Origin of the sequence: Ferdinandcohnia sp. QZ13 (assembly GCF_031324165.1) — a bacterium.
GTDB lineage: Bacteria > Bacillota > Bacilli > Bacillales > Bacillaceae_L > Ferdinandcohnia.
Window position 1 is genome coordinate 240,607 of the sequence record NZ_JAVIVW010000002.1, and the last position, 21,521, is coordinate 262,127.

Below are 21,521 nucleotides of genomic sequence, written 5' to 3' on the forward strand. Positions count from 1 at the left end.
TTAAGATAGTGCCTTTTCAACTTCATCCTTTAATTGCGCAGCATCAAGCTCTACAGGGAATTGGAATTCCTTGTCATTTATAAAAACAGTTGGTACCATTTTAACCTGACGTTTAATCGCTTCAGCAGTAATTTTTAAACTAATGTCAATTGTATCTGGTTCTTCTTTTAATCCATACTGTTCTGTTAACACTTTTTTTAATAGAGTGACTATCTGATCTAGCATGTCCCTATTGTGCAACCTTTTTTGAAATAGCGGATGAAGTTCTAGCTCCTTATATTAAAAATGACCAGGTACAATATGTTATAAAACATTATGACAAACCTCGTGAAATGCTGTTATATGGTACGTTAGCTAATTTGTTTTTTGACTACAATGAACCAGAACGCATTTACGAGATTATGAAGAACTTATGTAAAAAACAAAGTGAATGGAGTGAGATTTAAAAAGACTTCAACCTTTACACGTGCCTCTGTACTGCCATAACTTAAAAATGCATTTTCAACTACCTTTGTCATCTGAAACCCTCCATTATTCGATTTTATCTGGAATCATTGCTTCGTCTACATTTGTAGTCTTTTCAACACTTACTTCCGTTTCTAGTAGACCTGCTCCATAAAATCGGTTAAGAGTCTCTCGATAATCGCAGATATTAAGTTTCATCGTTATTATCGCAGTTCCTTTAAGCGTGGAGTGTTCTTCAGCTCCTGGATGGTCAATGCTCCAATTCCGAACAGCGTCATACGGAGTTCCATTTCTCGGATATCCATCACTTCAAGGACATCTTCCGCACTCTGTGTTGCTTCTTTTAAGATGGATCGTCCAAATCCAACTAGGTCAGCGCCTAACGCAATTGCCTTAGCTGCGTCCAGTCCGTTCATGATTCCTCCACTGGCAATCAACGGACAGGCTTCGCCTCTTTCGCGTACCAACCTAATCGATTCTGACGTCGGAATCCCCCATTCACTGAATGCCTCTGCAGCTACCTGCTTTATCCTGTCTTTAGCACGGAACTTTTCCACCTGACTCCAGGAAGTCCCTCCTGCACCAGCCACATCAATAAATGCAACTCCTGCATTGATTAATTTATTCGCCGTCTCACCATCAATTCCCCATCCGACTTCCTTGACTCCGACTGGAACCTCCAACGAACTGCAAAGTTGTTCTATCTTCTTTAATAACCCTTTAAAATTCGTATCTCCTTTTTCCTGAATCACTTCCTGAATACTGTTCAAATGGAGAACGAGCATATCCGCTTCAGTCATTTCAATAATCTTTCTACATTCCTCAACGCCAAATCCGTAATTGAACTGCACAGCACCTAAGTTAGCAATGATTGGGATACTCGGTGCATACTTCCTCATTAGAAAGGAGGAGGCATGCCCTTCGCTGTCGAGCAGTGCACGAGTGGAGCCGAGGGCAAGCGCCCATCCTCTTTCTTCAGCAGCTTCAGCCAAATTTCGATTGATTGTTTCAGCAAGGGCTGTCCCACCCGTCATGGAACTGATAAGAAACGGTGTTTTGCATTCAAATCCTAGGAATTTCGTTTTTGTGGAAATCTCGTCAAAATCAATTTCAGGAAGTGCATTATGGACGAACGTAAGTGTCTCTAATCCAGTCGTAATTGATTCGCCCGTAACCTTTTCATTCAAGGTAATTTTAATATGTTGCGACTTTCTTTGCTCGATTGAGTTGGACATCACCAACACCTGCCCTTTTATCAAAATTCGTAAAGGACGGCAGAACCTGCACTTTGAACCCCTGTATGTACAAGAATTAGTTAGTTTGCACTTCTTCCACCGTTTGTTCTACCTCTGCACGCGACATTTTTTCTCGGCCCTCTTTCAACGCTTTTAACGTTTTATGAGCTAATGCGAGAGGTAGACGACAGAATAATATAATACTTCTCTTATTAAGAGATTTCATATATTGATCTGCCTTAGCAAGATTTTCTTCTGCATATTTAAATAGTTCCGCCCGATTCCAGCCCTCAGGAACAAAGCTTACTCCACGTTCATCCAAATCTTCCTTCTGGTTACGTAATATATTTACGGCTTGAAGCCCGCGTCCATAACCGATAGCAAGATCTCGATCTGTTTTTTCCTCTCCATAGAGTTCCCACAGATCCGAAAGCATAACTCCCACAAGTCCTGCAACGTAATATGTATAGTCATCCAAATCTTCACGTGTCCGGATACTCCAATTTGCCTTCGCCCATTTTGCCATACCACATGCCATTTCATATGCAGCGTTCGTGACGATTGGCAGGGCATCCTTAGGACAAGCTTGTAGCCATTCCTCTAAACGAAGTGACACTTCTGGTAGTTGTTCTTTTGTCGGTCCTAGTATTCTTAAATATTCCTCATTATTAAATGGCCGTTTAAATAAATCGCCAACTTGCATTAAGATTGTATATTTTGCATCATTGTCTATTTCTTCATGATCTTCAATTTCATCAATTGCTCGAAATACTAAATAAGCAGACGCAACTGAATACTTTAATTCCTTCTGCAAAAAAGTAATCGGAATATAAAATGTACGACTCGTTTCTTTTAGCATCCGCATTGCATCTTTAGGAAACCCACTCATTTTCCCTTACCTCCCATATCAAAACCATCCATACTTAACATCGTAACTCATTAAGACATGATAGAACAAACAAAACATCGGATAAATACCTTAGAAATAGATAAACTTCCGCTTCTTGTTATGTTTCAAAAACATTCAGATAAAACAGTTCAAATAAACCTTATTATGCTACAGGATTTCTCTTTTAACATCCATTATACCTAACATTAGACCCATTGCGCGAATGAAAGAACTTCCAAATGATATGTTGATTGGGACTACATCTAACTAAAAAAGGGCTGCTGTCCAATGAACACCGAACTCAATGAAATTGAACCTTTCATGCAAGCTCCAATTTACCATTGCCTACTATCTCTTACAATTACAAAAAAGACCCCCAACCAAAAGGTTGAGAGTCTTGATAATCCCAAAATTAACGTTTTGAGAACTGAGGTGCACGACGAGCGCCTTTAAGACCGTATTTTTTACGTTCTTTCATACGAGCGTCACGAGTTAATAGTCCAGCTGATTTTAAAGTTGGACGGAATTCAGGATCAGCTTGTAGTAACGCACGAGCGATACCGTGGCGGATTGCGCCTGCTTGACCTGTGTAACCACCACCATTTACGTTAACTAGAACGTCATAACGTCCTACAGTTTCAGTAGCAGCTAGAGGTTGTTTAACAACTTCTCTTAAAGCTTCGAATGGAATATACTCTGCAATGTCACGACCGTTGATTACAATGCGTCCGTCGCCAGGAACTAAACGTACACGTGCAACAGAGCTTTTACGACGACCAGTGCCATAATATTGTACCTGTGCCAAATTAATACCCTCCTTAATAATTAACCGCGAAGTTCGTAAACTTCAGGTTGTTGTGCTTGATGTGGATGTTCGCTTCCAGCATAAACGTGCAATTTTTTGTACATTTGACGACCAAGTGAGCCTTTTGGAAGCATTCCTTTAATCGCAAGTTCAAGCATTTTTGTTGGATAGTTTGTGCGCATTTCTAATGCAGTTCTTGATTTTAATCCGCCTGGGAATTGGCTATGACGGTAGTAAATTTTATCGTTTAATTTATTACCTGTTAATTCGATTTTTTCAGCATTGATAATGATCACATTATCACCAGTGTCAACATGTGGTGTGAAAGTTGGTTTGTGTTTTCCACGAAGTAGTGTTGCAACTTCAGTTGATAAACGACCTAAAGTTTTGCCTGCAGCATCTACAACATACCATTTGCGCTCTATATTATTAGCATTAGCCATAAATGTTGTACGCATGAGTTTCCCTCCTAATTTTACTAACGTTTCATATTGTATTTAATCACGATTAAAGTTCCGGGGCTTTAACGTGGGGTTTAAATATCATACCTAAAATATAATATAACTTTCAGGGTGTAATGTCAAGAAAATGTTACACCAGGATTAGTTGTTATGGTATTTTTTTTGTTTCCTATTCCTGCCATCCCTCATAAAATACCTGCCATAGGTATAATCCGTGACCTGGAGCAGTCTTTCCTGCTAGTGATCGGTCTTTTCCAGCCAAAATAGACGGCATCATCTCGGCCTCTTTTCGCCCACTTCCAACCTCTAGTAAAGTCCCTACAATAATTCTTACCATATTATACAAAAAACCATTTCCAATGAACGAAAGAATGAGTTCATCGTCATGCTTTTCCAATTTAATTTGGTAAATGGAACGAACCTTATCCTGCACTTCTGTCTTTGATGCACAAAAACTCGTAAAATCATGTGTTCCTACAAGAAGTGCTGCAGCTTCTTTCATCGCATCAAGATTAAGTGGATAGGGATAATGATAAGTATATTGGCGTTTAAAAACGCAAGGCTCATCACTGATCCACAATCGATAGCGGTATTCTTTCGCTTTCACATTAAATCGCGCATGAAAATCAGGCTCGGCAATTTCCACCGAACGTACACGAATGTCATCGGGGAGCATTGTATTCAAAGCTTTCTTCCACCCTTCGACAGGAATCGATAACGGTGAATCAAAATGAACAACCTGACCAAGAGCATGAACTGTTGCATCCGTTCGACCGGATGCGACAATTTTCACCTGATCCCCTTTATGCATTTTTTGTAACGCATGTTCAAAATCCGATTGAACAGTTCGTTTATTCGGTTGTACCTGGTATCCTGAAAACTGGGTTCCATCATACGATATGATGCACTTGTACCGTTTCATCTTTTCCCTCTTTATCCACGTAATAAAAATAATATGGCTGCAGTTACAAATAGCAACACAAGCATAAGTGTATCAAGTCCACGCCATTGTAATAGACGCAGTTTGGTTCGTCCTTCCCCACCGCGGTAGCCTCTTGCTTCCATCGCGATTGCGAGTTCCTCTGCTCGTTTAAAGGAACTAATAAACAAAGGTATCAATAAAGGAACAACCGCCTTCATGCGATCTTTAATTGGACCACTCGTAAATTCGACACCCCTTGCAGCCTGCGCCTTCATTATCTTCTCTGTTTCTTGCATCAATGTCGGAATAAATCGAAGTGAAATCGACATCATTAGCGCAAGTTCATGTGTAGGTAGGCCAATTTTTTTAAAAGGTGCTAATAAACTTTCCATGCCATCCGTAATCTCAATTGGCGTACTTGTTAATGTTAATATGGTAGTCATTATAATTAAATATAATAACCGTAATGAGATAAATATCCCCTGTTTCACTCCACCCTCATACACTTTAAGCCACCCAAAATCAAATAAGAGGTCTCCCTCTTTTGTTAAAAAGATATGAAGAATGAATGTAAAAAGGATAACCCACAAAATTGGTTTTAATCCTGACAGAATGTAGCGTAAGGGAACCTTTGTTAATAAAACAATCGTTAATGTATAGATGCCTAATAATGCGTAGGTAAGAACTGAATTTGCGATAAAAACAATACACACGTAAAAGAAAATTAATAATAGCTTTGCCCTTGGATCCATTCTATGAAGGGGGGAGCTTCCTGGTATATAGCGACCTATAATGATATTCATTGACGGTTCCCCTCCCCTTTAATAGCTGCGCCGACATAACGGACAATTTCATCTACTGATAAACTAGCCGTACGAGGGATATTGATTCCTAATTTATCTTCAAGCAATCCTTTGAGTCTTACTGCTTCAGGAACGTCTAATCCGAGATGCAGAACGTGCTCAGGGTTGGAGAAAATCTCAACAGGACTTCCTTGAAATTTAATGGTTCCCTTTTCCATCACCAGAATCTGATCGGCATAACGGGAAGCATCCTCCATACTATGGGTTACAAGAACTGTAGTTAGACCTCTTTCTTTATGGAGTTTATAAAACATCTCCATAATTTCAAAACGACCTCGTGGATCGAGTCCTGCAGTTGGCTCGTCCAGAACTAGTACCTGTGGATTCATAGCTAGGATTCCAGCAATCGCAACTCGTCTCATTTGCCCACCGCTTAGATCAAACGGAGATTTTGCTAAATATTCCTGAGAAAGACCTACCATCTTAATTGTCTGTTTTGCTCTTTCCTTTGCTTCCTCTAATGGCACACCAAAGTTTAAGGGGCCAAAACAAATGTCTTTTTCAACTGTTTCTTCAAACAATTGGTGTTCAGGAAATTGAAAGACTACCCCAACATTCTTTCGAAGTGGCTTAAGATTTTTTTCTTTTTGCTTTGAGGTGATTGTACGGTCACCAATGGTAATTGAGCCAGAAGTGGGTTGCAGGAGACCATTTAAATGCTGCAAAATAGTCGACTTGCCAGAACCTGTATGACCAATAATCGCGGTGTATGAACCGGATTTTATTTCCGCATTCACATCATATAATGCTAGTCTTTCAAAAGGTGAACGAATCTGGTAGCGATGCTCTAATTTTTCGATTGTAATGTCCATAACTCATTCACCAAACTTTCTTCTGTTATATGATTCTTAGAAAGAGGAACACCAATCGCTCGTAGTTTTTTAGATACTTTTACAGAAAAAGGTAAATCTAATCCTATTTCTACAAGTTTATCATCTAAAGCAAAAATTTCCTCAGGCTTCCCTTCTGCAAATAACTGCCCCTGGTTCATGACAATTATTCGATCGGCCCTTGCAGCTTCCTCAAGATCATGGGTAATTGACATAACCGTAATTTGACTTTCACTTTTGATTTCCCTGATCGTTTCTAAAACCTCTATACGTCCGATAGGGTCTAACATCGAAGTGGCTTCATCCAAGATGATTAAATCAGGCTGAACGGCAAGAACACCTGCAATTGCTACCCTTTGCTTTTGACCACCTGAGAGCTGATGTGGCTCATGCTCAAGAAACTCTCGCATTTTAACTAGGTCAATCACTCTTTCTATTCGAGACACCATCTTTTCGCGTGGAATTCCGTTGTTTTCCATACCAAAAGCAATATCATCTTTTACAGTGGTTCCAACGAATTGGTTATCAGGATTCTGAAACACCATTCCGATTTTTCTTCGTATGTCCCAAATAGACTCTTCATTTAGCTGTACCCCTTCAATCGTTACAGTTCCTGTTTGTGGTAACAATAATCCGTTTAGGATTCGTGCTAATGTAGATTTCCCTGAGCCATTATGACCAACAATCGCAAGCCATTCTCCTTTTCGAACAGAGAATGATAGATTTTCCAAAGCGAGCCTTGTGCTCTCTGCATATTTATAGCTTATCTGATCAACAACTAAAAGGTTTTCACTCATTCTCATCCCTCACTAAAATCAAATGCGCTTGGCATTTTACCAGTACTGAATAAAATTATTTCCATAGAAATAAATTCTTTTCTCGTCTCAACTTACTACCTTCCAAATTATTCGTTTCTTCCTTATCTGTCAAGGGAATAAGAACGTGTTATTCCAATATTTCAGGAGAAGTTTGTTATATTGTGTGTATTCAATAAGGAGAGCAAAATGCTATTTGTAGATAATTCTATCTTTTTCGAAAAATAATAAACATAAAATAAAAAGGGCTTAGACCAGTTTATAAAACTGTCCCGCCCTATAATAAATAAAAATTATACTAATTCAATGATAACCATTGGTGCACCGTCACCACGACGAGGTCCAAGTTTCATGATACGAGTGTATCCACCTTGGCGCTCTTCATAACGAGTTGCGATGTCACTGAATAATTTTTGAAGCGCATCTTGACCAGACTCTTCGTTTGCTACTTCATTACGGATGTAAGATGCAGCTTGACGACGAGCGTGTAGGTCTCCACGCTTACCTAATGTAATCATTTTTTCTACAACTGATTTTAATTCCTTCGCACGAGCCTCAGTAGTTTCGATACGCTCGTTGATGATTAAGTCAGTAGTAAGGTCACGTAATAACGCCTTACGTTGCGCGCTTGTACGTCCTAATTTTTGGTATGACATGAGGTATTCCCTCCTTTGTTGAATTATTATGAAAGACAAAGCATTAGATAACTAGGCTCTTGTAACAAGTATGACTGTGCGCAATAAGAAAGATTGCCTTTAATTCAAAACGAGTCAGTCATCTTTACGTAAGCCTAAACCAAGCTCTTCTAGTTTAGCCTTAACTTCTTCTAAAGATTTACGACCAAGGTTACGTACCTTCATCATATCTTCTTCAGTTTTATGAGCAAGCTCTTGAACCGTATTAATTCCTGCTCTCTTTAAGCAGTTATACGAACGAACTGAGAGATCCAATTCTTCAATTGTCATCTCGAGGACTTTCTCTTTTTGATCCTCTTCTTTTTCAACCATAATTTCTGCATTTTGAGCTTCATCCGTTAATCCTACAAAAATATTTAAATGTTCTGTTAGGATTTTCGCACCTAGTGCAATCGCTTCTTTCGGACCAGTACTGCCGTCTGTCCAAACATCAAAAGTCAGTTTGTCAAAGTTCGCGACCTGTCCAACACGTGTCTTTTCCACTTGGTAATTAACACGTTCAACTGGAGTATAGATTGAATCAATCGGAATTACACCAATTGGTCGATCTTCACGCTTGTTTGCATCAGCTGGAGTATATCCTCGCCCACGCTTCGCAGTAAATCTCACACGAAAATGTGCGTCCTTAGCAAGTGTTGCAATGTGTAGATCTGGGTTTAAGATTTCAACATCACTGTCATGTGTGATGTCAGAAGCTTTTACCGGACCTTCACCTTGAACATCTATCTCAAGAGTCTTCTCTTCATCAGAGTAGATTTTAAGAGCTAATTTCTTCACATTTAAGATAATAGATGTTACATCTTCGACGACGCCTTCAATTGTTGAGAACTCATGCAGTACCCCATCTATTTGGATAGACGTTACAGCGGCACCAGGAAGAGAAGATAATAGGATACGACGTAAGGAGTTACCCAAAGTAGTTCCATATCCACGCTCAAGTGGCTCGACGACGAATTTACCGTATTTGGCATCTTCGCTGATTTCAACCGTTTCGATTTTTGGTTTTTCAATTTCGATCATTTATAAACCCTCCTTCAAAACGTCGAAACCTCGGCTAGACCATGATCATTGACGTCTAACCGAAATTCCCAATAGTTAAGTTCCCTATCTGTGCACAACAACAACTCAATTTATTCTGTAAAGAACTTATAAACAAAACATGGCGATTCGTAAAAATTCATCTCACTCACGCCGTTGTTACACTTATAAGAATAAAAAAGTTTATCAAAACCCATTAATCCATTATAGACATGGATCATAAATCTTATACAGAAAAAGATGAAATACGTCCTGTCGTATTTGTAAGAATGTTACACACGACGACGTTTTGGTGGGCGACATCCATTATGTGGTACTGGAGTAACATCTTTAATAGCTGTAACTTCAAGACCAGCAGCTTGAAGAGCACGAATTGCAGCTTCACGTCCTGCGCCAGGGCCTTTTACAGTTACTTCAAGAGTTCTCATACCATGCTCCATTGAAGCTTTAGCAGCTGTTTCAGCAGCCATTTGTGCAGCGAATGGAGTAGATTTACGTGAACCTTTGAAACCAAGTGCACCAGCACTTGACCAAGAGATTGCATTTCCGTGTGCATCTGTAATTGTTACGATCGTATTGTTGAATGTTGAACGGATGTGTGCAACACCAGATTCAATATTCTTTTTTACACGACGTTTACGAGTATTCGTTTTACGTGCCATTTATCCATTACCTCCCTTACTATTTCTTCTTGTTTGCTACAGTACGACGAGGTCCTTTACGTGTACGAGCGTTATTTTTAGTGTTTTGGCCTCTTACAGGTAATCCACGACGATGACGCAGACCACGGTAAGAACCGATTTCGATTAAACGTTTGATGTTAAGTGAAACTTCACGACGAAGGTCACCTTCTACTTTATAACGGTCAACGATATCACGAATTTTGTTTAATTCGTCTTCAGTTAGATCACGAACTCGTGTATCTTCAGAAACACCAGCTTCTGCTAGAATTTTTTGTGCAGTTGGACGTCCAATTCCGAAAATATATGTTAAAGATATTACTACACGTTTTTCACGTGGAATATCAACACCAGCAATACGTGCCATATAGACGTACACCTCCTTATTTATTAGCCTTGTTTTTGTTTATGTTTTGGGTTTTCACAAATTACCATTACTTTACCTTTTCTACGAATAACCTTGCACTTTTCGCAGATAGGTTTAACTGATGGTCTCACTTTCATTTTTCAAACCTCCTTGATAGTTCGGAGCGCATTTATTTAAAACGGTACGTAATCCTACCGCGAGTCAAGTCATATGGTGATAATTCAACCGTAACCTTGTCTCCAGGTAAAATACGAATAAAGTGCATGCGAATTTTACCAGAAACATGGGCCAAAACAGTATGACCATTCTCTAATTCAACTTTAAACATTGCATTAGGTAATGTCTCTGCAACAGTACCTTCAACTTCAATTACATCGTCTTTCGCCATTGGAATAGTTCTCCCTTCTTCAAATCAGTAACTTGCTCATTGACAAACATCGACACACACTCATATTCCTTTACGTTTGCCATCGACCAGTTTTTATTAATACTGCTCTGAACTTCCGGAGATACGTAATCAAAAATTAGATGAATGTTATTCTAATGAATAGGGTTTGTGCCTTACAATTTTGTTAAGATCTCATACCCTGTTTCTGTAATAGCAATCGTATGTTCAAAATGCGCACACGTTTTGCCATCGACTGTTACAACAGTCCAGTTATCTGCTAACGTCTTCACGTATCGACTACCTGCATTTACCATCGGTTCAACGGCAAGTACCATTCCTGGTTTTAAACGAGGTCCTTTATTTGGAGGACCGTAATGTGGAATTTGTGGTTCCTCATGTAATTCTTTGCCTACACCGTGACCTACATACTCTCGAACAATCGAAAAGTCATGGGTCTCGACATAAACTTGGATTGCATGAGAAATATTTGAAAGACGCACACCAGGTTTTGCTTCTTCTAATCCTAGATAAAGGGCATTTTTCGTTACTTCAAGAAGTTGTTGATTTTCTGGCGAACTTGTACCTACCGGATAAGTCCAAGCTGAGTCACCATGATAACCATTGTACTTAGCACCGATATCAATACTTATAATATCGCCATCTAGTAAGACACGATCACCTGGTATACCATGTACCAGCTCTTCATTAACAGATGTACAGATACTACCGCGAAAACCATTATACCCTTTAAAAGAAGGAATTGCATCATATCCACGAATAAACTTTTCAGCAATTGTATCCAGTTCTTTCGTTGAAATCCCTGGAGCAATATATTTTTGTAATTCTTGGTGTGTTAATGCGACGATCTTACCAGCCTCGCGCATAATTTCAATCTCTCTTGGTGACTTGCAAATAATCATCTACTTTAATCCCCCAAGGAGCTCCTCTACATCACCAAAAACTTTATTAATTTCTTGTTGTCCATCAATATTGCGAAGATAGCCTTTTTCCTGATAAAAGTCAAGAAGTGGCTTAGATTGCTCGATATTTATTTGAAGACGAGTTCCAACTGTCTCCGCATTATCATCTGCACGTTGATATAGTTCTCCACCACATTTATCACAAGTCCCTTCCTGGCTAGGAGGGTTGAATACTAAGTGGTAAGTAGCACCACAGTCCTTACAAATTCGACGACCTGTTAATCTCTCAAGTAAAATAGCAGAATCAACTTCTATGTTAATAACATAGTCGATTTTTTTCTCGAGATCAGTAAGGATTGCCTCAAGCGCTTCTGCTTGCGGAACCGTACGTGGAAATCCATCAAGTAAAAATCCTTGGTTGCAATCGTCCTTGCTTAATCGTTCACGGACAATTCCGATCGTAACTTCATCAGGAACAAGCTCGCCTTTATCCATAAAAGATTTTGCTTGCAGTCCTAGTTCTGTTCCATCTTTTATTGCAGCACGGAACATATCTCCTGTTGAGATATGAGGGATATTGTACTTTTCTACGATTTTTTCGGCTTGAGTACCTTTACCAGCACCCGGTAGCCCCATTAATACTAAGTTCAAGTGAGTTGCCCCCTCAGCCTCTTATCTTAGAGGTGCTGGGAAAAAACATTCCCAGACCTTATTTGATAAATCCTTTATAATGACGTTTTACAAGCTGACTTTCAAGCTGCTTCATTGTCTCAAGTGCAACACCCACAACAATAAGCAAGCTAGTTCCACCAATTTGTGCAGACTGCGGTAAATTCGCAAAAGTTATAAAGAATACAGGAAGAACAGAAATTGCTGCTAAGAAAATAGAACCAACAAAAGTTAAGCGATACAGAATTTTTGTTACATATTCTTGCGTGTTTCTTCCTGGGCGAATCCCTGGAATGTAGCCGCCTTGCTTTTTCAAATTATCTGCCATTTGCTCAGGATTAACTTGAACAAATGTGTAGAAATATGAGAACGCAATGATTAGCGCGATATATAAAATCATCCCAACTGGTTGGGTATAATCAAAATATTTTTGAATCCATTCAGTTACCGCATTAGGACCAAAAAACGATGCAATCGTTGGTGGTGTGATAATGAAGGAAACTGCAAAAATTACAGGAATAACACCAGCCGCATTTACTTTTAACGGTAAATGTGTGGAGTGTCCTCCAACCGGGCTATTAGCAGCTAACCGCTTTGCATATTGAATTGGAATTTTACGTAAAGCTTGTTGCACAAATATTACACCTACAACAACAGCTATAATAGCAATTAGCAATAAAACAACAGTAATGATGCTTAGGAATAGTTGATCCCCAGCATCTTCAAATTGTTGAATATAGATTTGATTTACAGCTGTAGGAATACCGGCAACAATACCAGCGAAAATGATAATTGAAATTCCGTTCCCAACGCCCTTCGCTGTAATTTGTTCACCTAACCACATTAAAAATGCAGTTCCAGCAGTTAACACAACAGCAATTAATAAATACGTTCCGATACTAGGATTTTCAATCAACATACCATTCGACATATTGTTAAAGCCGTACGACATACCTAATGCTTGGATAAACCCGAGCACGATCGTTCCATAGCGAGTAAACTGTGCTAATTTACGACGTCCAACTTCTCCTTGCTTAGACCATTCCGTAAATTTAGGAACAACGTCCATTTGCAACAACTGAATTATAATTGAAGCAGTGATATAAGGCATGATACCCATCGCAAGGATTGAGAAGTTAAACAATGCTCCACCACCAAATGTATTTAAAAGGCCGAACGCTGTATTGCTATCAGTTGCTTTTAAAACGTCGGCATTTACATTTGGTACTGGAATAAAGGTGCCGATTCGAAATACTACTAACATAAGTAAGGTGAATATAATTTTGTTTCTTATATCACCAACGCGCATAAAATTGGAGATTGTTTGAAACATTAAATCACCTCAGTTTTTCCGCCAGCAGCTTCAATCGCTTGTTGAGCAGTAGAGGAGAATTTGTGAGCTCTAACTGTTAGCTTTTTATCAAGAGTACCTTTTCCAAGGATCTTTACTCCAGCATTCAGTTTACTTACAACACCAGTCTCAATTAAAAGTTCAGGTGTTACTTCTGTTCCGTCTTCAAAACGATTTAATGTTTCTAGGTTAACAATTGCAAAGTCTTTGCGATTGATGTTTGTGAAACCACGTTTTGGTAAACGTTGGAATAAAGGCATTTGACCACCTTCAAAACCAGGACGTACACCGCCACCTGAACGTGAGTTTTGACCTTTATGACCTCTACCAGCAGTTTTACCATTACCTGAACCAGTTCCACGTCCAACACGATTACGTGTTTTACGAGATCCTTCAGTTGCTTGTAATTCATGAAGTTTCATTTGGGCACCTCCTTATTTCAGAAAAAATTCAATTATTGTTCTTTAACCGTAACTAGGTGAGCAACTTTATTAATCATACCGCGAATCGCAGCATTATCATCATGAACAACAGTTTGATGTAATTTTTTCAATCCAAGAGTACGAACAGTTACACGTTGGTCTTCAGGACGTCCAATGACACTGCGAGTGAGGGTGATTTCTAATTTCTTTGACATTGTGTTTTCCCTCCTATCCTAACAGTTCTTCTACTGATTTACCACGTAACTTAGCTACTTCTTCAGCACGCTTTAATTGACTTAAACCTTCGATTGTAGCACGAATCATATTTACTGGAGTGTTTGTTCCTAAAGATTTAGAAAGGATATCACCGATACCAGCAAGTTCTAATACCGCACGAACTGGTCCACCAGCGATAACTCCAGTACCTTCAGACGCAGGTTTTAGTAATACTTCTCCTGCTCCAAATTGACCAACTACTTGGTGAGGAATTGTTGTTCCAACCATCGGTACAGAGATTAGGTTCTTTTTAGCATCTTCAATTGCTTTACGGATTGCATCTGGAACTTCTTGTGCTTTACCAGTTCCAAAACCAACGTGACCGTTCTTATCACCAACTACTACTAATGCTGCAAAGCGGAAACGACGTCCACCTTTTACAACCTTAGCAACACGGTTAACGGTAACTACGCGTTCTTCAAGTTCTAATTTATTTGGATCAATGCGACGCATCTATAATGTCCCTCCTTTTTTATTAAAATTGTAATCCAGCTTCACGAGCAGCTTCTGCTAATGCTTTAACACGTCCGTGATATAGGTAACCACCGCGGTCGAATACTACCTCTTTGATTCCTTTTTCAATACCACGCTTAGCAACTAGTTCGCCAACTTTTGTTGCTGCATCTACGTTACCAGCACCTTCAACAGATAGCTCTTTATCTAATGTAGAAGCACTTGCGATTGTTACTGAGTTAACATCATCGATTAATTGAGCGTAAATGTGTTTGTTTGAACGGAACACATTTAAGCGAGGACGAGTAGCAGTTCCTGAAACACGAGAACGAACACGAGCATGTCTTTTTCTACGAACCGCATTTTTATCCTGTTTCGTAATCATTTACGTCTCTCCTTTCTTTTACCTAAAAAGGCTTACTTCGCAGTTTTACCTTCCTTACGACGAACAAATTCACCTTCGTAGCGAATACCTTTTCCTTTATAAGGCTCAGGCGGACGTACACCACGAATATTAGCAGCTAACGCTCCAACACGTTCTTTATCGATACCTTTAACAATAATCTTAGTGTTAGATGGTACATCGATTTCAACGCCAGTTTCTGGAACGATTTCTACTGGATGAGAGTAACCAACGTTTAATACAAGCTTATTTCCAGCTTTTTGAGCACGGTATCCGACCCCGATTAGCTCTAAGCCTCTTTCAAAGCCTTTGGATACACCTTCAACCATGTTTCCAAGTAGACTACGTGTTGTACCGTGAAGAGCACGGTGTTCTTTATTATCAGTTGGACGAACAACGTTAATTACGTTGTCTTCAACATTGATTTGCATATCAGGATGGAAAGCACGAGTTAATTCGCCTTTTGGTCCTTTTACAGTAACAGTATTACCGTTGAAAGTTACAGTAACACCAGATGGTATTTCGATTGGTTTTTTACCAATACGTGACATGTACTACACCTCCATTCTTATCAAGCTATTACCAAACGTAAGCTAATACTTCTCCGCCGGCTTGCTTTTGACGAGCTTCTTTATCAGTTAATACACCTTGTGAAGTTGAAACGATCGCGATACCTAAACCGTTTAACACACGTGGCACTTCGTTAGATTTTGCATAAACACGTAGACCAGGCTTACTGATACGCTTAAGTCCAGTAATTACGCGCTCATTGTTTGCACCGTATTTTAAGAAAATACGAATGATACCTTGTTTGTCATCCTCAATATATTCAACGTCACGAACGAAACCTTCACGCTTTAAGATTTCAGCGATTTCCCTTTTGATATTTGATGCAGGGATTTCAAGCTTCTCATGACGAACCATGTTCGCATTACGGATGCGAGTAAGCATATCTGCAATTGGATCTGTCATCACCATAGTATTTTTACCTCCTTCCCAATTCGGGGTTTACCAACTTGCTTTTTTTACACCAGGAATTTGACCCTTATAAGCTAGTTCACGGAAACAAATACGGCATAATTTAAATTTACGTAATACAGAGTGTGGACGGCCGCAACGTTCGCAACGAGTGTACTCTTGTACTTTAAATTTCTGTGTGCGTTTTTGTTTCGCAATCATTGATTTTTTAGCCACGTTTTCGCCTCCTTTACTTTTGGAACGGCATACCGAATGCTGTTAATAACTCACGAGCTTCTTCGTCAGTATTTGCAGTAGTTACGATAACGATATCCATACCACGAACTTTACTTACTTTATCGTAATCAATTTCAGGGAAAATTAATTGTTCTTTTACACCTAAAGTGTAGTTTCCACGACCATCAAATGATTTCTTTGATACACCACGGAAGTCACGTACACGTGGTAGTGAAATAGAAACAAGCTTATCTAAGAAATCGTACATACGCTCTCCGCGTAGTGTAACTTTCGCACCGATAGGCATCCCTTCACGAAGACGGAATCCAGCGATTGATTTCTTTGCTTTAGTAACAACAGGCTTTTGACCGCTAAGAGCAGCTAATTCCTCTACTGCGTTGTCTAATACTTTAGAGTTTTGAACTGCGTCACCAACACCCATGTTGATCACGATTTTTTCTACTTTTGGAACCTGCATAACAGACTTATAGTTAAACTTGCTCATTAGAGCAGGTGTAATTTCTTTTTGAAATTTTTCTTTTAGGCGGTTCATGTAAGTACCTCCTTTCTTTATTTACTATTTATCTAAAACTTCACCGGATTTTTTTGCTACACGTACCTTTTTGCCATCAACTTCTTTGTAACCAACACGAGTTGGGTTACCAGATTTAGGATCTAATGGCATTACATTTGATACATGAATAGGTGCCTCATGGCTAATGATACCACCTTGTGGATTCGCTTGAGACGGTTTTGAGTGTTTCTTTACAATATTAACGCCTTCTACAATGACACGGTCTTTCTTTGGAAAGCTTTCGAGGATCACACCTTGTTTACCTTTATCTTTCCCTGAAATAACCTGTACCTTGTCACCCTTTTTTACATGCATCTAGTTCGCACCTCCTTAAAGGCCAATCGATTTCGAATTATAATACTTCTGGAGCTAGTGAAACAATTTTCATAAAGTTACTATCACGTAATTCACGTGCTACTGGACCGAAGATACGAGTTCCACGTGGACTCTTGTCGTCACGGATAATAACACAAGCATTTTCATCAAAACGGATGTAAGTTCCGTCATTACGACGTACACCACGCTTCGTACGTACAACTACAGCTTTAACAACGTCACCTTTTTTAACAACGCCACCTGGTGTTGCTTGTTTTACTGTACAAACGATAACATCACCAATATTTGCTGTTTTACGACCAGAACCACCTAATACTTTAATAGTTAGTACTTCACGTGCTCCTGAGTTGTCAGCAACTTTCAAACGAGTTTCTTGTTGAATCATTCATGAAACCTCCCTTCGGATTATTGATTGATCCGAACAAAATATAATTAGATAATAACTGCTTTTTCTACTACTTCAACAAGACGGAAGCGTTTAGTAGCAGATAATGGGCGAGTCTCCATAATTTTTACGATGTCGCCGATTTTTGCAACATTGTTTTCATCATGTGCTTTAAATTTCTTTGAATACTTTACGCGTTTACCGTAAAGAGAATGTTTCTTATAAGTTTCTACAAGAACAGTAACTGTTTTATCCATTTTGTCAGATACAACACGTCCTTGGTAGACCTTGCGTTGGTTACGTTCACTCACTATCGTAGACCTCCTTCCTGGTTATCGATTATTTACGACCGATTTCTCTTTCGCGGACTACTGTTTTCATACGAGCGATCGATTTACGAACTTCACGAATACGTGCAGTATTCTCAAGTTGACCAGTAGCTAGTTGAAAGCGAAGGTTAAATAACTCTTCTTTTAATGATTTTACTTTTTGTTCAATTTCGGCAGTGGTAAGGTCACGGATTTCATTAGCTTTCATTTGATTCACCACCAATTTCTTCACGTTTTACGAATTTAGTTTTAACTGGTAGCTTATGAGCTGCTAAGCGTAATGCTTCACGAGCGATCTCTTCAGATACTCCAGCAATTTCAAATAATACTTTTCCGGGTTTAACTACAGCTACCCATCCTTCAGGAGCACCTTTACCGGAACCCATACGTACCTCTAAAGGTTTTGATGTATATGGCTTAGATGGGAAAATTTTAATCCAAACTTTACCGCCACGTTTCATATAACGTGTCATTGCGATACGAGCAGCTTCGATTTGACGGTTTGTAATCCAAGAAGCATCTTGAGCTTGTAAACCGAACTCACCGAAATGTACTTCAGTACCACCTTTTGCTTGACCACGCATTTTTCCACGGTGTTCTCTGCGGTATTTCACACGTTTTGGTAATAACATATTATTTTCCTCCTTCCTCAGTTTTCTTCTTTGTAGGAAGGACCTCTCCACGATAGATCCAAACTTTCACGCCAATTTTTCCGTAAGTTGTATCAGCTTCTGCAGTACCGTAATCAATGTCTGCACGAAGAGTGTGAAGTGGAACTGTTCCTTCACTATAGTGTTCTGCACGAGCAATGTCCGCTCCGCCTAAGCGACCAGAAGTTTGTGTTTTAATACCTTGTGCTCCAGCACGCATTGAGCGTTGAATAGCTTGTTTCTGCGCACGACGGAAAGAAACACGATTTTCTAATTGACGAGCGATATTTTCAGCTACTAGAGTTGCATCAAGATCTGCTCTTTTAATTTCAAGGATGTTGATGTGTACTCTCTTACCTGTTAATTGGTTTAATGCTTTACGAAGTGCTTCAACTTCTGTACCACCTTTACCAATAACCATACCAGGTTTAGCAGTATGGACAGTAACGTTGATACGGTTAGCTGCACGTTCAATTTCAATTTTAGATACAGAAGCATCACTTAAACGTTTTGCGATATATTCGCGAACTTTAAGGTCTTCATGTAATAAATCTGCATAATCTTTGCCTGCGTACCATTTTGACTCCCAGTCACGAATGATGCCTACACGCATTCCAATTGGATTAACTTTTTGACCCACTACTTATCCCTCCTTCTTTTCTGATACCACGATTGTAATGTGGCTAGTGCGTTTGTTAATCTGACTTGCACGTCCCATAGCTCTTGGACGGAATCTTTTTAATGTTGGACCTTCATTTACATATGCTTCAGTAATAACTAGGTTATTAGCGTCCATTTCGTAGTTATGCTCTGCATTCGCAATCGCAGAATTTAATACTTTTTCTACAATAGGAGAAGCAGCTTTTGGTGTATGACGTAGGATAGCGATTGCTTCACCTACTTGCTTGCCTCGAATTAAATCTGCTACTAAACGAACTTTACGAGGAGCAATACGAACTGTTCTCGCAACAGCTTTAGCTTGCATAGATAATCCTCCTCTCATTAACGTCTTGTTTTCTTATCGTCACTTGCGTGGCCTTTGTAAGTACGAGTTGGTGCAAATTCACCAAGTTTGTGACCTACCATGTCTTCAGTAACATAAACTGGTACATGCTTACGACCATCATATACCGCGATTGTATTACCGATGAATTGAGGGAAAATCGTTGAACGACGTGACCAAGTTTTAATAACTTGTTTCTTCTCAGATCCGTTTTGATTTTCAACCTTTTTCATTAAGTGATCATCTACAAAAGGTCCTTTTTTCAAACTGCGTCCCATAAGTGAACCTCCCTTCGTGATTGACCTACGGTTCCAACGAACCGTAGCACAATCCCGTTATTTTTTACGACGACGTACGATAAATTTATCTGATTTGTTTTTCTTCTTACGAGTTTTCGCACCAAGGGTTGGTTTACCCCAAGGAGTCATTGGAGACTTACGTCCGATAGGTGCTTTACCTTCACCACCACCGTGTGGGTGATCGTTAGGGTTCATAACAGATCCACGAACTGTTGGGCGTTTACCTAACCAACGGTTACGTCCCGCTTTACCAATGTTAACTAGTTCATGTTGCTCGTTACCTACTTGACCTACAGTCGCGCGGCAAGTAGCAAGAATCATGCGAACTTCACCAGAATTTAAACGTACAAGTACGTATTTTCCTTCTTTACCAAGTACTTGTGCAGAAGTACCAGCTGAACGAACTAATTGTCCACCTTTACCAGGCTTTAGTTCGATGTTGTGTACTACTGTACCTACTGGGATGTTTACTAATGGAAGTGCATTACCTGTTTTAATGTCAGCTTCAGGTCCTGAAACTACCTCCATACCTACTTTTAGGTTTTTTGGAGCAATGATGTAACGTTTTTCTCCATCAGCATAGTTGATTAATGCAATGTTTGCTGAACGGTTTGGATCGTATTCGATCGTAGCAACGCGTCCTGGTATACCATCTTTATCACGTTTAAAGTCGATTATACGGTATTGACGCTTATGTCCGCCAGCTTGATGACGTACTGTTATTTTACCTTGGTTATTACGTCCAGCTTTTTTGTTTAAAGGTGCAAGTAATGATTTCTCTGGTCTGTCCGTAGTGATTTCTGCGAAATCTAAAGTTGTCATTCCACGACGACCATTAGAGGTTGGTTTGTAATGTTTAATCGCCATCTCTATTTCCCTCCTTCTCTATAAAATTATACTTCAAAGAATTCGATTTCTTTGCTGTCTTCTGTTAGTTTAACGATAGCTTTTCTGCGACGATTTGTATATCCACTGTAACGTCCTACACGCTTGAACTTACCTTTGTAGTTCATGATGTTAACTTTTTCAACTTTAACGCCGAAAATTTGCTCAATAGCATCCTTAACTTCGGTTTTGTTTGATTTTACGTCAACTTCAAATGTGTATTTTTTTTCAGCCATTAGGTCTGATGAACGTTCAGTAATAACAGGGCTCTTAATAATATCACGAGGATCTTTCATTATGCGAGCACCTCCTCTACTTTTTCCACCGCAGCTTTAGTAATCACAAGCTTATCATGGTTAAGAACATCAAGAACACTTACTCCATTTGCAGCAACAACTGTTACTCCAGGAATATTACGAGCTGAAAGTTCTACTGCTTCATTTACGTCTGCAGTAACGATTAACGCTTTGCGTTCTACGTTTAATCCTTTCAGTACCGCAACCATGTCTTTAGTTTTAGGAGCTTCTAATACTAGATTATCTAATACTAGAATGTTTTCCTCTAATACCTTAGTAGATAATGCTGATTTGATTGCTAAACGGCGTACTTTTTTAGGTAATTTGTAGCTGTAGCTTCTTGGAGTTGGACCAAATACTGTTCCACCGCCACGCCATTGTGGTGAACGAATTGAACCTTGACGAGCACGACCAGTACCCTTTTGACGCCATGGTTTACGTCCTCCGCCTGCTACTTCAGAACGAATCTTTGTTTTGTGAGTTCCTTGACGTAAGGAAGCTCTCTGCATGATTACTGCATCGAATAAAACTTGTTGATTTGGTTCAACACCGAATACAGAATCGTTTAATTCGATTTCTCCAACAGCTGAACCAGTTTGGTTATACAATGATACTTTAGGCAT

At 39.4% G+C, this 21,521-nt stretch carries 39 protein-coding genes; 1 reads left to right on the forward strand and 38 read right to left on the reverse strand.

Going from position 1 to position 21,521, the window contains the following annotated elements:
• A complete protein-coding gene (locus RGU12_RS12845; protein ID WP_309536492.1) occupies positions 1 to 225 on the reverse strand; it encodes a hypothetical protein in 225 nt (74 codons plus the stop codon).
• Between the two features lie 26 nt (positions 226 to 251).
• Between RGU12_RS12845 and RGU12_RS12850 the strand changes: the two genes are divergently transcribed.
• On the forward strand, positions 252 to 446 hold the full coding sequence (locus RGU12_RS12850) for a hypothetical protein (protein ID WP_309536536.1): 195 nt from the start codon (positions 252 to 254) through the stop codon (positions 444 to 446).
• 85 nt (positions 447 to 531) lie between these two features.
• Here RGU12_RS12850 and RGU12_RS12855 read toward each other — a convergent pair whose 3' ends face one another.
• The 37 genes from RGU12_RS12855 to rplD form a co-directional block, all read right to left on the reverse strand.
• A complete protein-coding gene (locus RGU12_RS12855) occupies positions 532 to 663 on the reverse strand; it encodes a hypothetical protein (RefSeq protein ID WP_309536493.1) in 132 nt (43 codons plus the stop codon).
• A 5-nt stretch (positions 664 to 668) separates the two neighbouring features.
• Positions 669 to 1,700, reverse strand: a complete 1,032-nt coding sequence (gene fni / locus RGU12_RS12860) for a type 2 isopentenyl-diphosphate Delta-isomerase (RefSeq protein ID WP_309536494.1) — start codon at positions 1,698 to 1,700, stop codon at positions 669 to 671.
• A gap of 76 nt (positions 1,701 to 1,776) precedes the next feature.
• Positions 1,777 to 2,589 carry a squalene/phytoene synthase family protein gene (locus RGU12_RS12865; protein WP_309536495.1) on the reverse strand — a complete coding sequence of 271 codons (813 nt, stop codon included), beginning with the start codon at positions 2,587 to 2,589 and terminating at the stop codon, positions 1,777 to 1,779.
• Between the two features lie 412 nt (positions 2,590 to 3,001).
• Positions 3,002 to 3,394 (reverse strand): 30S ribosomal protein S9, encoded by a 393-nt coding sequence (gene rpsI, locus RGU12_RS12870; RefSeq protein WP_116354117.1) that lies wholly within the window; start codon positions 3,392 to 3,394, stop codon positions 3,002 to 3,004.
• A gap of 20 nt (positions 3,395 to 3,414) precedes the next feature.
• Positions 3,415 to 3,852, reverse strand: a complete 438-nt coding sequence (gene rplM, locus RGU12_RS12875; protein ID WP_116354118.1) for a 50S ribosomal protein L13 — start codon at positions 3,850 to 3,852, stop codon at positions 3,415 to 3,417.
• 172 nt (positions 3,853 to 4,024) lie between these two features.
• Complete coding sequence (truA, locus tag RGU12_RS12880) at positions 4,025 to 4,777, reverse strand: tRNA pseudouridine(38-40) synthase TruA (protein WP_309536496.1); 753 nt, start codon at positions 4,775 to 4,777, stop codon at positions 4,025 to 4,027.
• 11 nt (positions 4,778 to 4,788) lie between these two features.
• Entirely contained in the window at positions 4,789 to 5,580 is a 792-nt protein-coding gene (locus tag RGU12_RS12885; protein ID WP_309536497.1) for an energy-coupling factor transporter transmembrane component T family protein, read from the reverse strand.
• Positions 5,577 to 6,452 (reverse strand): energy-coupling factor ABC transporter ATP-binding protein, encoded by an 876-nt coding sequence (locus RGU12_RS12890; RefSeq protein WP_309536498.1) that lies wholly within the window; start codon positions 6,450 to 6,452, stop codon positions 5,577 to 5,579. The genes RGU12_RS12885 and RGU12_RS12890 overlap by 4 nt, the downstream gene beginning before the upstream one ends.
• Positions 6,428 to 7,267: an energy-coupling factor ABC transporter ATP-binding protein gene (locus tag RGU12_RS12895; protein WP_309536499.1), complete on the reverse strand. Its 840-nt coding sequence runs from the start codon at positions 7,265 to 7,267 to the stop codon at positions 6,428 to 6,430. The genes RGU12_RS12890 and RGU12_RS12895 overlap by 25 nt, the downstream gene beginning before the upstream one ends.
• A gap of 311 nt (positions 7,268 to 7,578) precedes the next feature.
• A complete protein-coding gene (rplQ, locus tag RGU12_RS12900; RefSeq protein WP_116354123.1) occupies positions 7,579 to 7,941 on the reverse strand; it encodes a 50S ribosomal protein L17 in 363 nt (120 codons plus the stop codon).
• A 114-nt stretch (positions 7,942 to 8,055) separates the two neighbouring features.
• Positions 8,056 to 9,000, reverse strand: coding sequence for a DNA-directed RNA polymerase subunit alpha (locus tag RGU12_RS12905; RefSeq protein WP_116354124.1), 945 nt, complete (start codon positions 8,998 to 9,000; stop codon positions 8,056 to 8,058).
• 290 nt (positions 9,001 to 9,290) lie between these two features.
• Positions 9,291 to 9,680, reverse strand: coding sequence for a 30S ribosomal protein S11 (rpsK, locus tag RGU12_RS12910; protein ID WP_099352759.1), 390 nt, complete (start codon positions 9,678 to 9,680; stop codon positions 9,291 to 9,293).
• 19 nt (positions 9,681 to 9,699) lie between these two features.
• Positions 9,700 to 10,065 (reverse strand): 30S ribosomal protein S13, encoded by a 366-nt coding sequence (gene rpsM, locus RGU12_RS12915; protein ID WP_010285107.1) that lies wholly within the window; start codon positions 10,063 to 10,065, stop codon positions 9,700 to 9,702.
• A 23-nt stretch (positions 10,066 to 10,088) separates the two neighbouring features.
• Positions 10,089 to 10,202: a 50S ribosomal protein L36 gene (rpmJ, locus tag RGU12_RS12920; RefSeq protein ID WP_003156543.1), complete on the reverse strand. Its 114-nt coding sequence runs from the start codon at positions 10,200 to 10,202 to the stop codon at positions 10,089 to 10,091.
• Between the two features lie 32 nt (positions 10,203 to 10,234).
• Positions 10,235 to 10,453 (reverse strand): translation initiation factor IF-1, encoded by a 219-nt coding sequence (gene infA, locus RGU12_RS12925; RefSeq protein WP_010285101.1) that lies wholly within the window; start codon positions 10,451 to 10,453, stop codon positions 10,235 to 10,237.
• Between the two features lie 173 nt (positions 10,454 to 10,626).
• Positions 10,627 to 11,373: a type I methionyl aminopeptidase gene (gene map, locus RGU12_RS12930; RefSeq protein WP_309536502.1), complete on the reverse strand. Its 747-nt coding sequence runs from the start codon at positions 11,371 to 11,373 to the stop codon at positions 10,627 to 10,629.
• Entirely contained in the window at positions 11,374 to 12,024 is a 651-nt protein-coding gene (locus tag RGU12_RS12935) for an adenylate kinase (protein WP_309536503.1), read from the reverse strand. It abuts the gene before it with no gap.
• 58 nt (positions 12,025 to 12,082) lie between these two features.
• Positions 12,083 to 13,375 (reverse strand): preprotein translocase subunit SecY, encoded by a 1,293-nt coding sequence (gene secY / locus RGU12_RS12940; protein WP_309536504.1) that lies wholly within the window; start codon positions 13,373 to 13,375, stop codon positions 12,083 to 12,085.
• Positions 13,375 to 13,815: a 50S ribosomal protein L15 gene (gene rplO, locus RGU12_RS12945; protein ID WP_116354128.1), complete on the reverse strand. Its 441-nt coding sequence runs from the start codon at positions 13,813 to 13,815 to the stop codon at positions 13,375 to 13,377. Before rplO ends, secY begins: the two co-directional genes overlap by 1 nt.
• Positions 13,816 to 13,847: 32 nt before the next feature.
• Positions 13,848 to 14,030, reverse strand: coding sequence for a 50S ribosomal protein L30 (gene rpmD, locus RGU12_RS12950; protein WP_010285086.1), 183 nt, complete (start codon positions 14,028 to 14,030; stop codon positions 13,848 to 13,850).
• 13 nt (positions 14,031 to 14,043) lie between these two features.
• Complete coding sequence (rpsE, locus tag RGU12_RS12955) at positions 14,044 to 14,544, reverse strand: 30S ribosomal protein S5 (protein WP_309536505.1); 501 nt, start codon at positions 14,542 to 14,544, stop codon at positions 14,044 to 14,046.
• Positions 14,545 to 14,566: 22 nt separating this feature from the next.
• Entirely contained in the window at positions 14,567 to 14,929 is a 363-nt protein-coding gene (gene rplR / locus RGU12_RS12960; protein WP_099352752.1) for a 50S ribosomal protein L18, read from the reverse strand.
• Positions 14,930 to 14,961: 32 nt separating this feature from the next.
• Positions 14,962 to 15,498 carry a 50S ribosomal protein L6 gene (gene rplF, locus RGU12_RS12965; protein ID WP_309536506.1) on the reverse strand — a complete coding sequence of 179 codons (537 nt, stop codon included), beginning with the start codon at positions 15,496 to 15,498 and terminating at the stop codon, positions 14,962 to 14,964.
• Between the two features lie 28 nt (positions 15,499 to 15,526).
• Complete coding sequence (gene rpsH / locus RGU12_RS12970) at positions 15,527 to 15,925, reverse strand: 30S ribosomal protein S8 (RefSeq protein WP_099352750.1); 399 nt, start codon at positions 15,923 to 15,925, stop codon at positions 15,527 to 15,529.
• A 30-nt stretch (positions 15,926 to 15,955) separates the two neighbouring features.
• Positions 15,956 to 16,141 carry a 30S ribosomal protein S14 gene (gene rpsN, locus RGU12_RS12975; RefSeq protein WP_010285078.1) on the reverse strand — a complete coding sequence of 62 codons (186 nt, stop codon included), beginning with the start codon at positions 16,139 to 16,141 and terminating at the stop codon, positions 15,956 to 15,958.
• Between the two features lie 13 nt (positions 16,142 to 16,154).
• Positions 16,155 to 16,694 carry a 50S ribosomal protein L5 gene (rplE, locus tag RGU12_RS12980; protein ID WP_116354131.1) on the reverse strand — a complete coding sequence of 180 codons (540 nt, stop codon included), beginning with the start codon at positions 16,692 to 16,694 and terminating at the stop codon, positions 16,155 to 16,157.
• 24 nt (positions 16,695 to 16,718) lie between these two features.
• Positions 16,719 to 17,030, reverse strand: a complete 312-nt coding sequence (gene rplX, locus RGU12_RS12985; RefSeq protein ID WP_116354132.1) for a 50S ribosomal protein L24 — start codon at positions 17,028 to 17,030, stop codon at positions 16,719 to 16,721.
• A 37-nt stretch (positions 17,031 to 17,067) separates the two neighbouring features.
• Positions 17,068 to 17,436 carry a 50S ribosomal protein L14 gene (rplN, locus tag RGU12_RS12990; protein WP_116354133.1) on the reverse strand — a complete coding sequence of 123 codons (369 nt, stop codon included), beginning with the start codon at positions 17,434 to 17,436 and terminating at the stop codon, positions 17,068 to 17,070.
• Positions 17,437 to 17,483: 47 nt separating this feature from the next.
• Positions 17,484 to 17,747 carry a 30S ribosomal protein S17 gene (rpsQ, locus tag RGU12_RS12995; RefSeq protein WP_116354134.1) on the reverse strand — a complete coding sequence of 88 codons (264 nt, stop codon included), beginning with the start codon at positions 17,745 to 17,747 and terminating at the stop codon, positions 17,484 to 17,486.
• Between the two features lie 28 nt (positions 17,748 to 17,775).
• Positions 17,776 to 17,973 carry a 50S ribosomal protein L29 gene (gene rpmC / locus RGU12_RS13000; protein WP_010285065.1) on the reverse strand — a complete coding sequence of 66 codons (198 nt, stop codon included), beginning with the start codon at positions 17,971 to 17,973 and terminating at the stop codon, positions 17,776 to 17,778.
• A complete protein-coding gene (rplP, locus tag RGU12_RS13005) occupies positions 17,963 to 18,397 on the reverse strand; it encodes a 50S ribosomal protein L16 (protein WP_309536507.1) in 435 nt (144 codons plus the stop codon). The genes rpmC and rplP overlap by 11 nt, the downstream gene beginning before the upstream one ends.
• A 1-nt stretch (position 18,398) precedes the next feature.
• Positions 18,399 to 19,055, reverse strand: coding sequence for a 30S ribosomal protein S3 (gene rpsC / locus RGU12_RS13010; RefSeq protein ID WP_309536508.1), 657 nt, complete (start codon positions 19,053 to 19,055; stop codon positions 18,399 to 18,401).
• A gap of 3 nt (positions 19,056 to 19,058) precedes the next feature.
• On the reverse strand, positions 19,059 to 19,400 hold the full coding sequence (rplV, locus tag RGU12_RS13015; RefSeq protein WP_116354137.1) for a 50S ribosomal protein L22: 342 nt from the start codon (positions 19,398 to 19,400) through the stop codon (positions 19,059 to 19,061).
• 17 nt (positions 19,401 to 19,417) lie between these two features.
• Positions 19,418 to 19,696, reverse strand: a complete 279-nt coding sequence (gene rpsS, locus RGU12_RS13020) for a 30S ribosomal protein S19 (RefSeq protein WP_136379910.1) — start codon at positions 19,694 to 19,696, stop codon at positions 19,418 to 19,420.
• A gap of 57 nt (positions 19,697 to 19,753) precedes the next feature.
• A complete protein-coding gene (gene rplB / locus RGU12_RS13025) occupies positions 19,754 to 20,584 on the reverse strand; it encodes a 50S ribosomal protein L2 (RefSeq protein ID WP_309536509.1) in 831 nt (276 codons plus the stop codon).
• Positions 20,585 to 20,610: 26 nt separating this feature from the next.
• Entirely contained in the window at positions 20,611 to 20,898 is a 288-nt protein-coding gene (rplW, locus tag RGU12_RS13030) for a 50S ribosomal protein L23 (RefSeq protein WP_116354140.1), read from the reverse strand.
• On the reverse strand, positions 20,898 to 21,521 hold the full coding sequence (gene rplD, locus RGU12_RS13035) for a 50S ribosomal protein L4 (protein WP_136379913.1): 624 nt from the start codon (positions 21,519 to 21,521) through the stop codon (positions 20,898 to 20,900). Before rplD ends, rplW begins: the two co-directional genes overlap by 1 nt.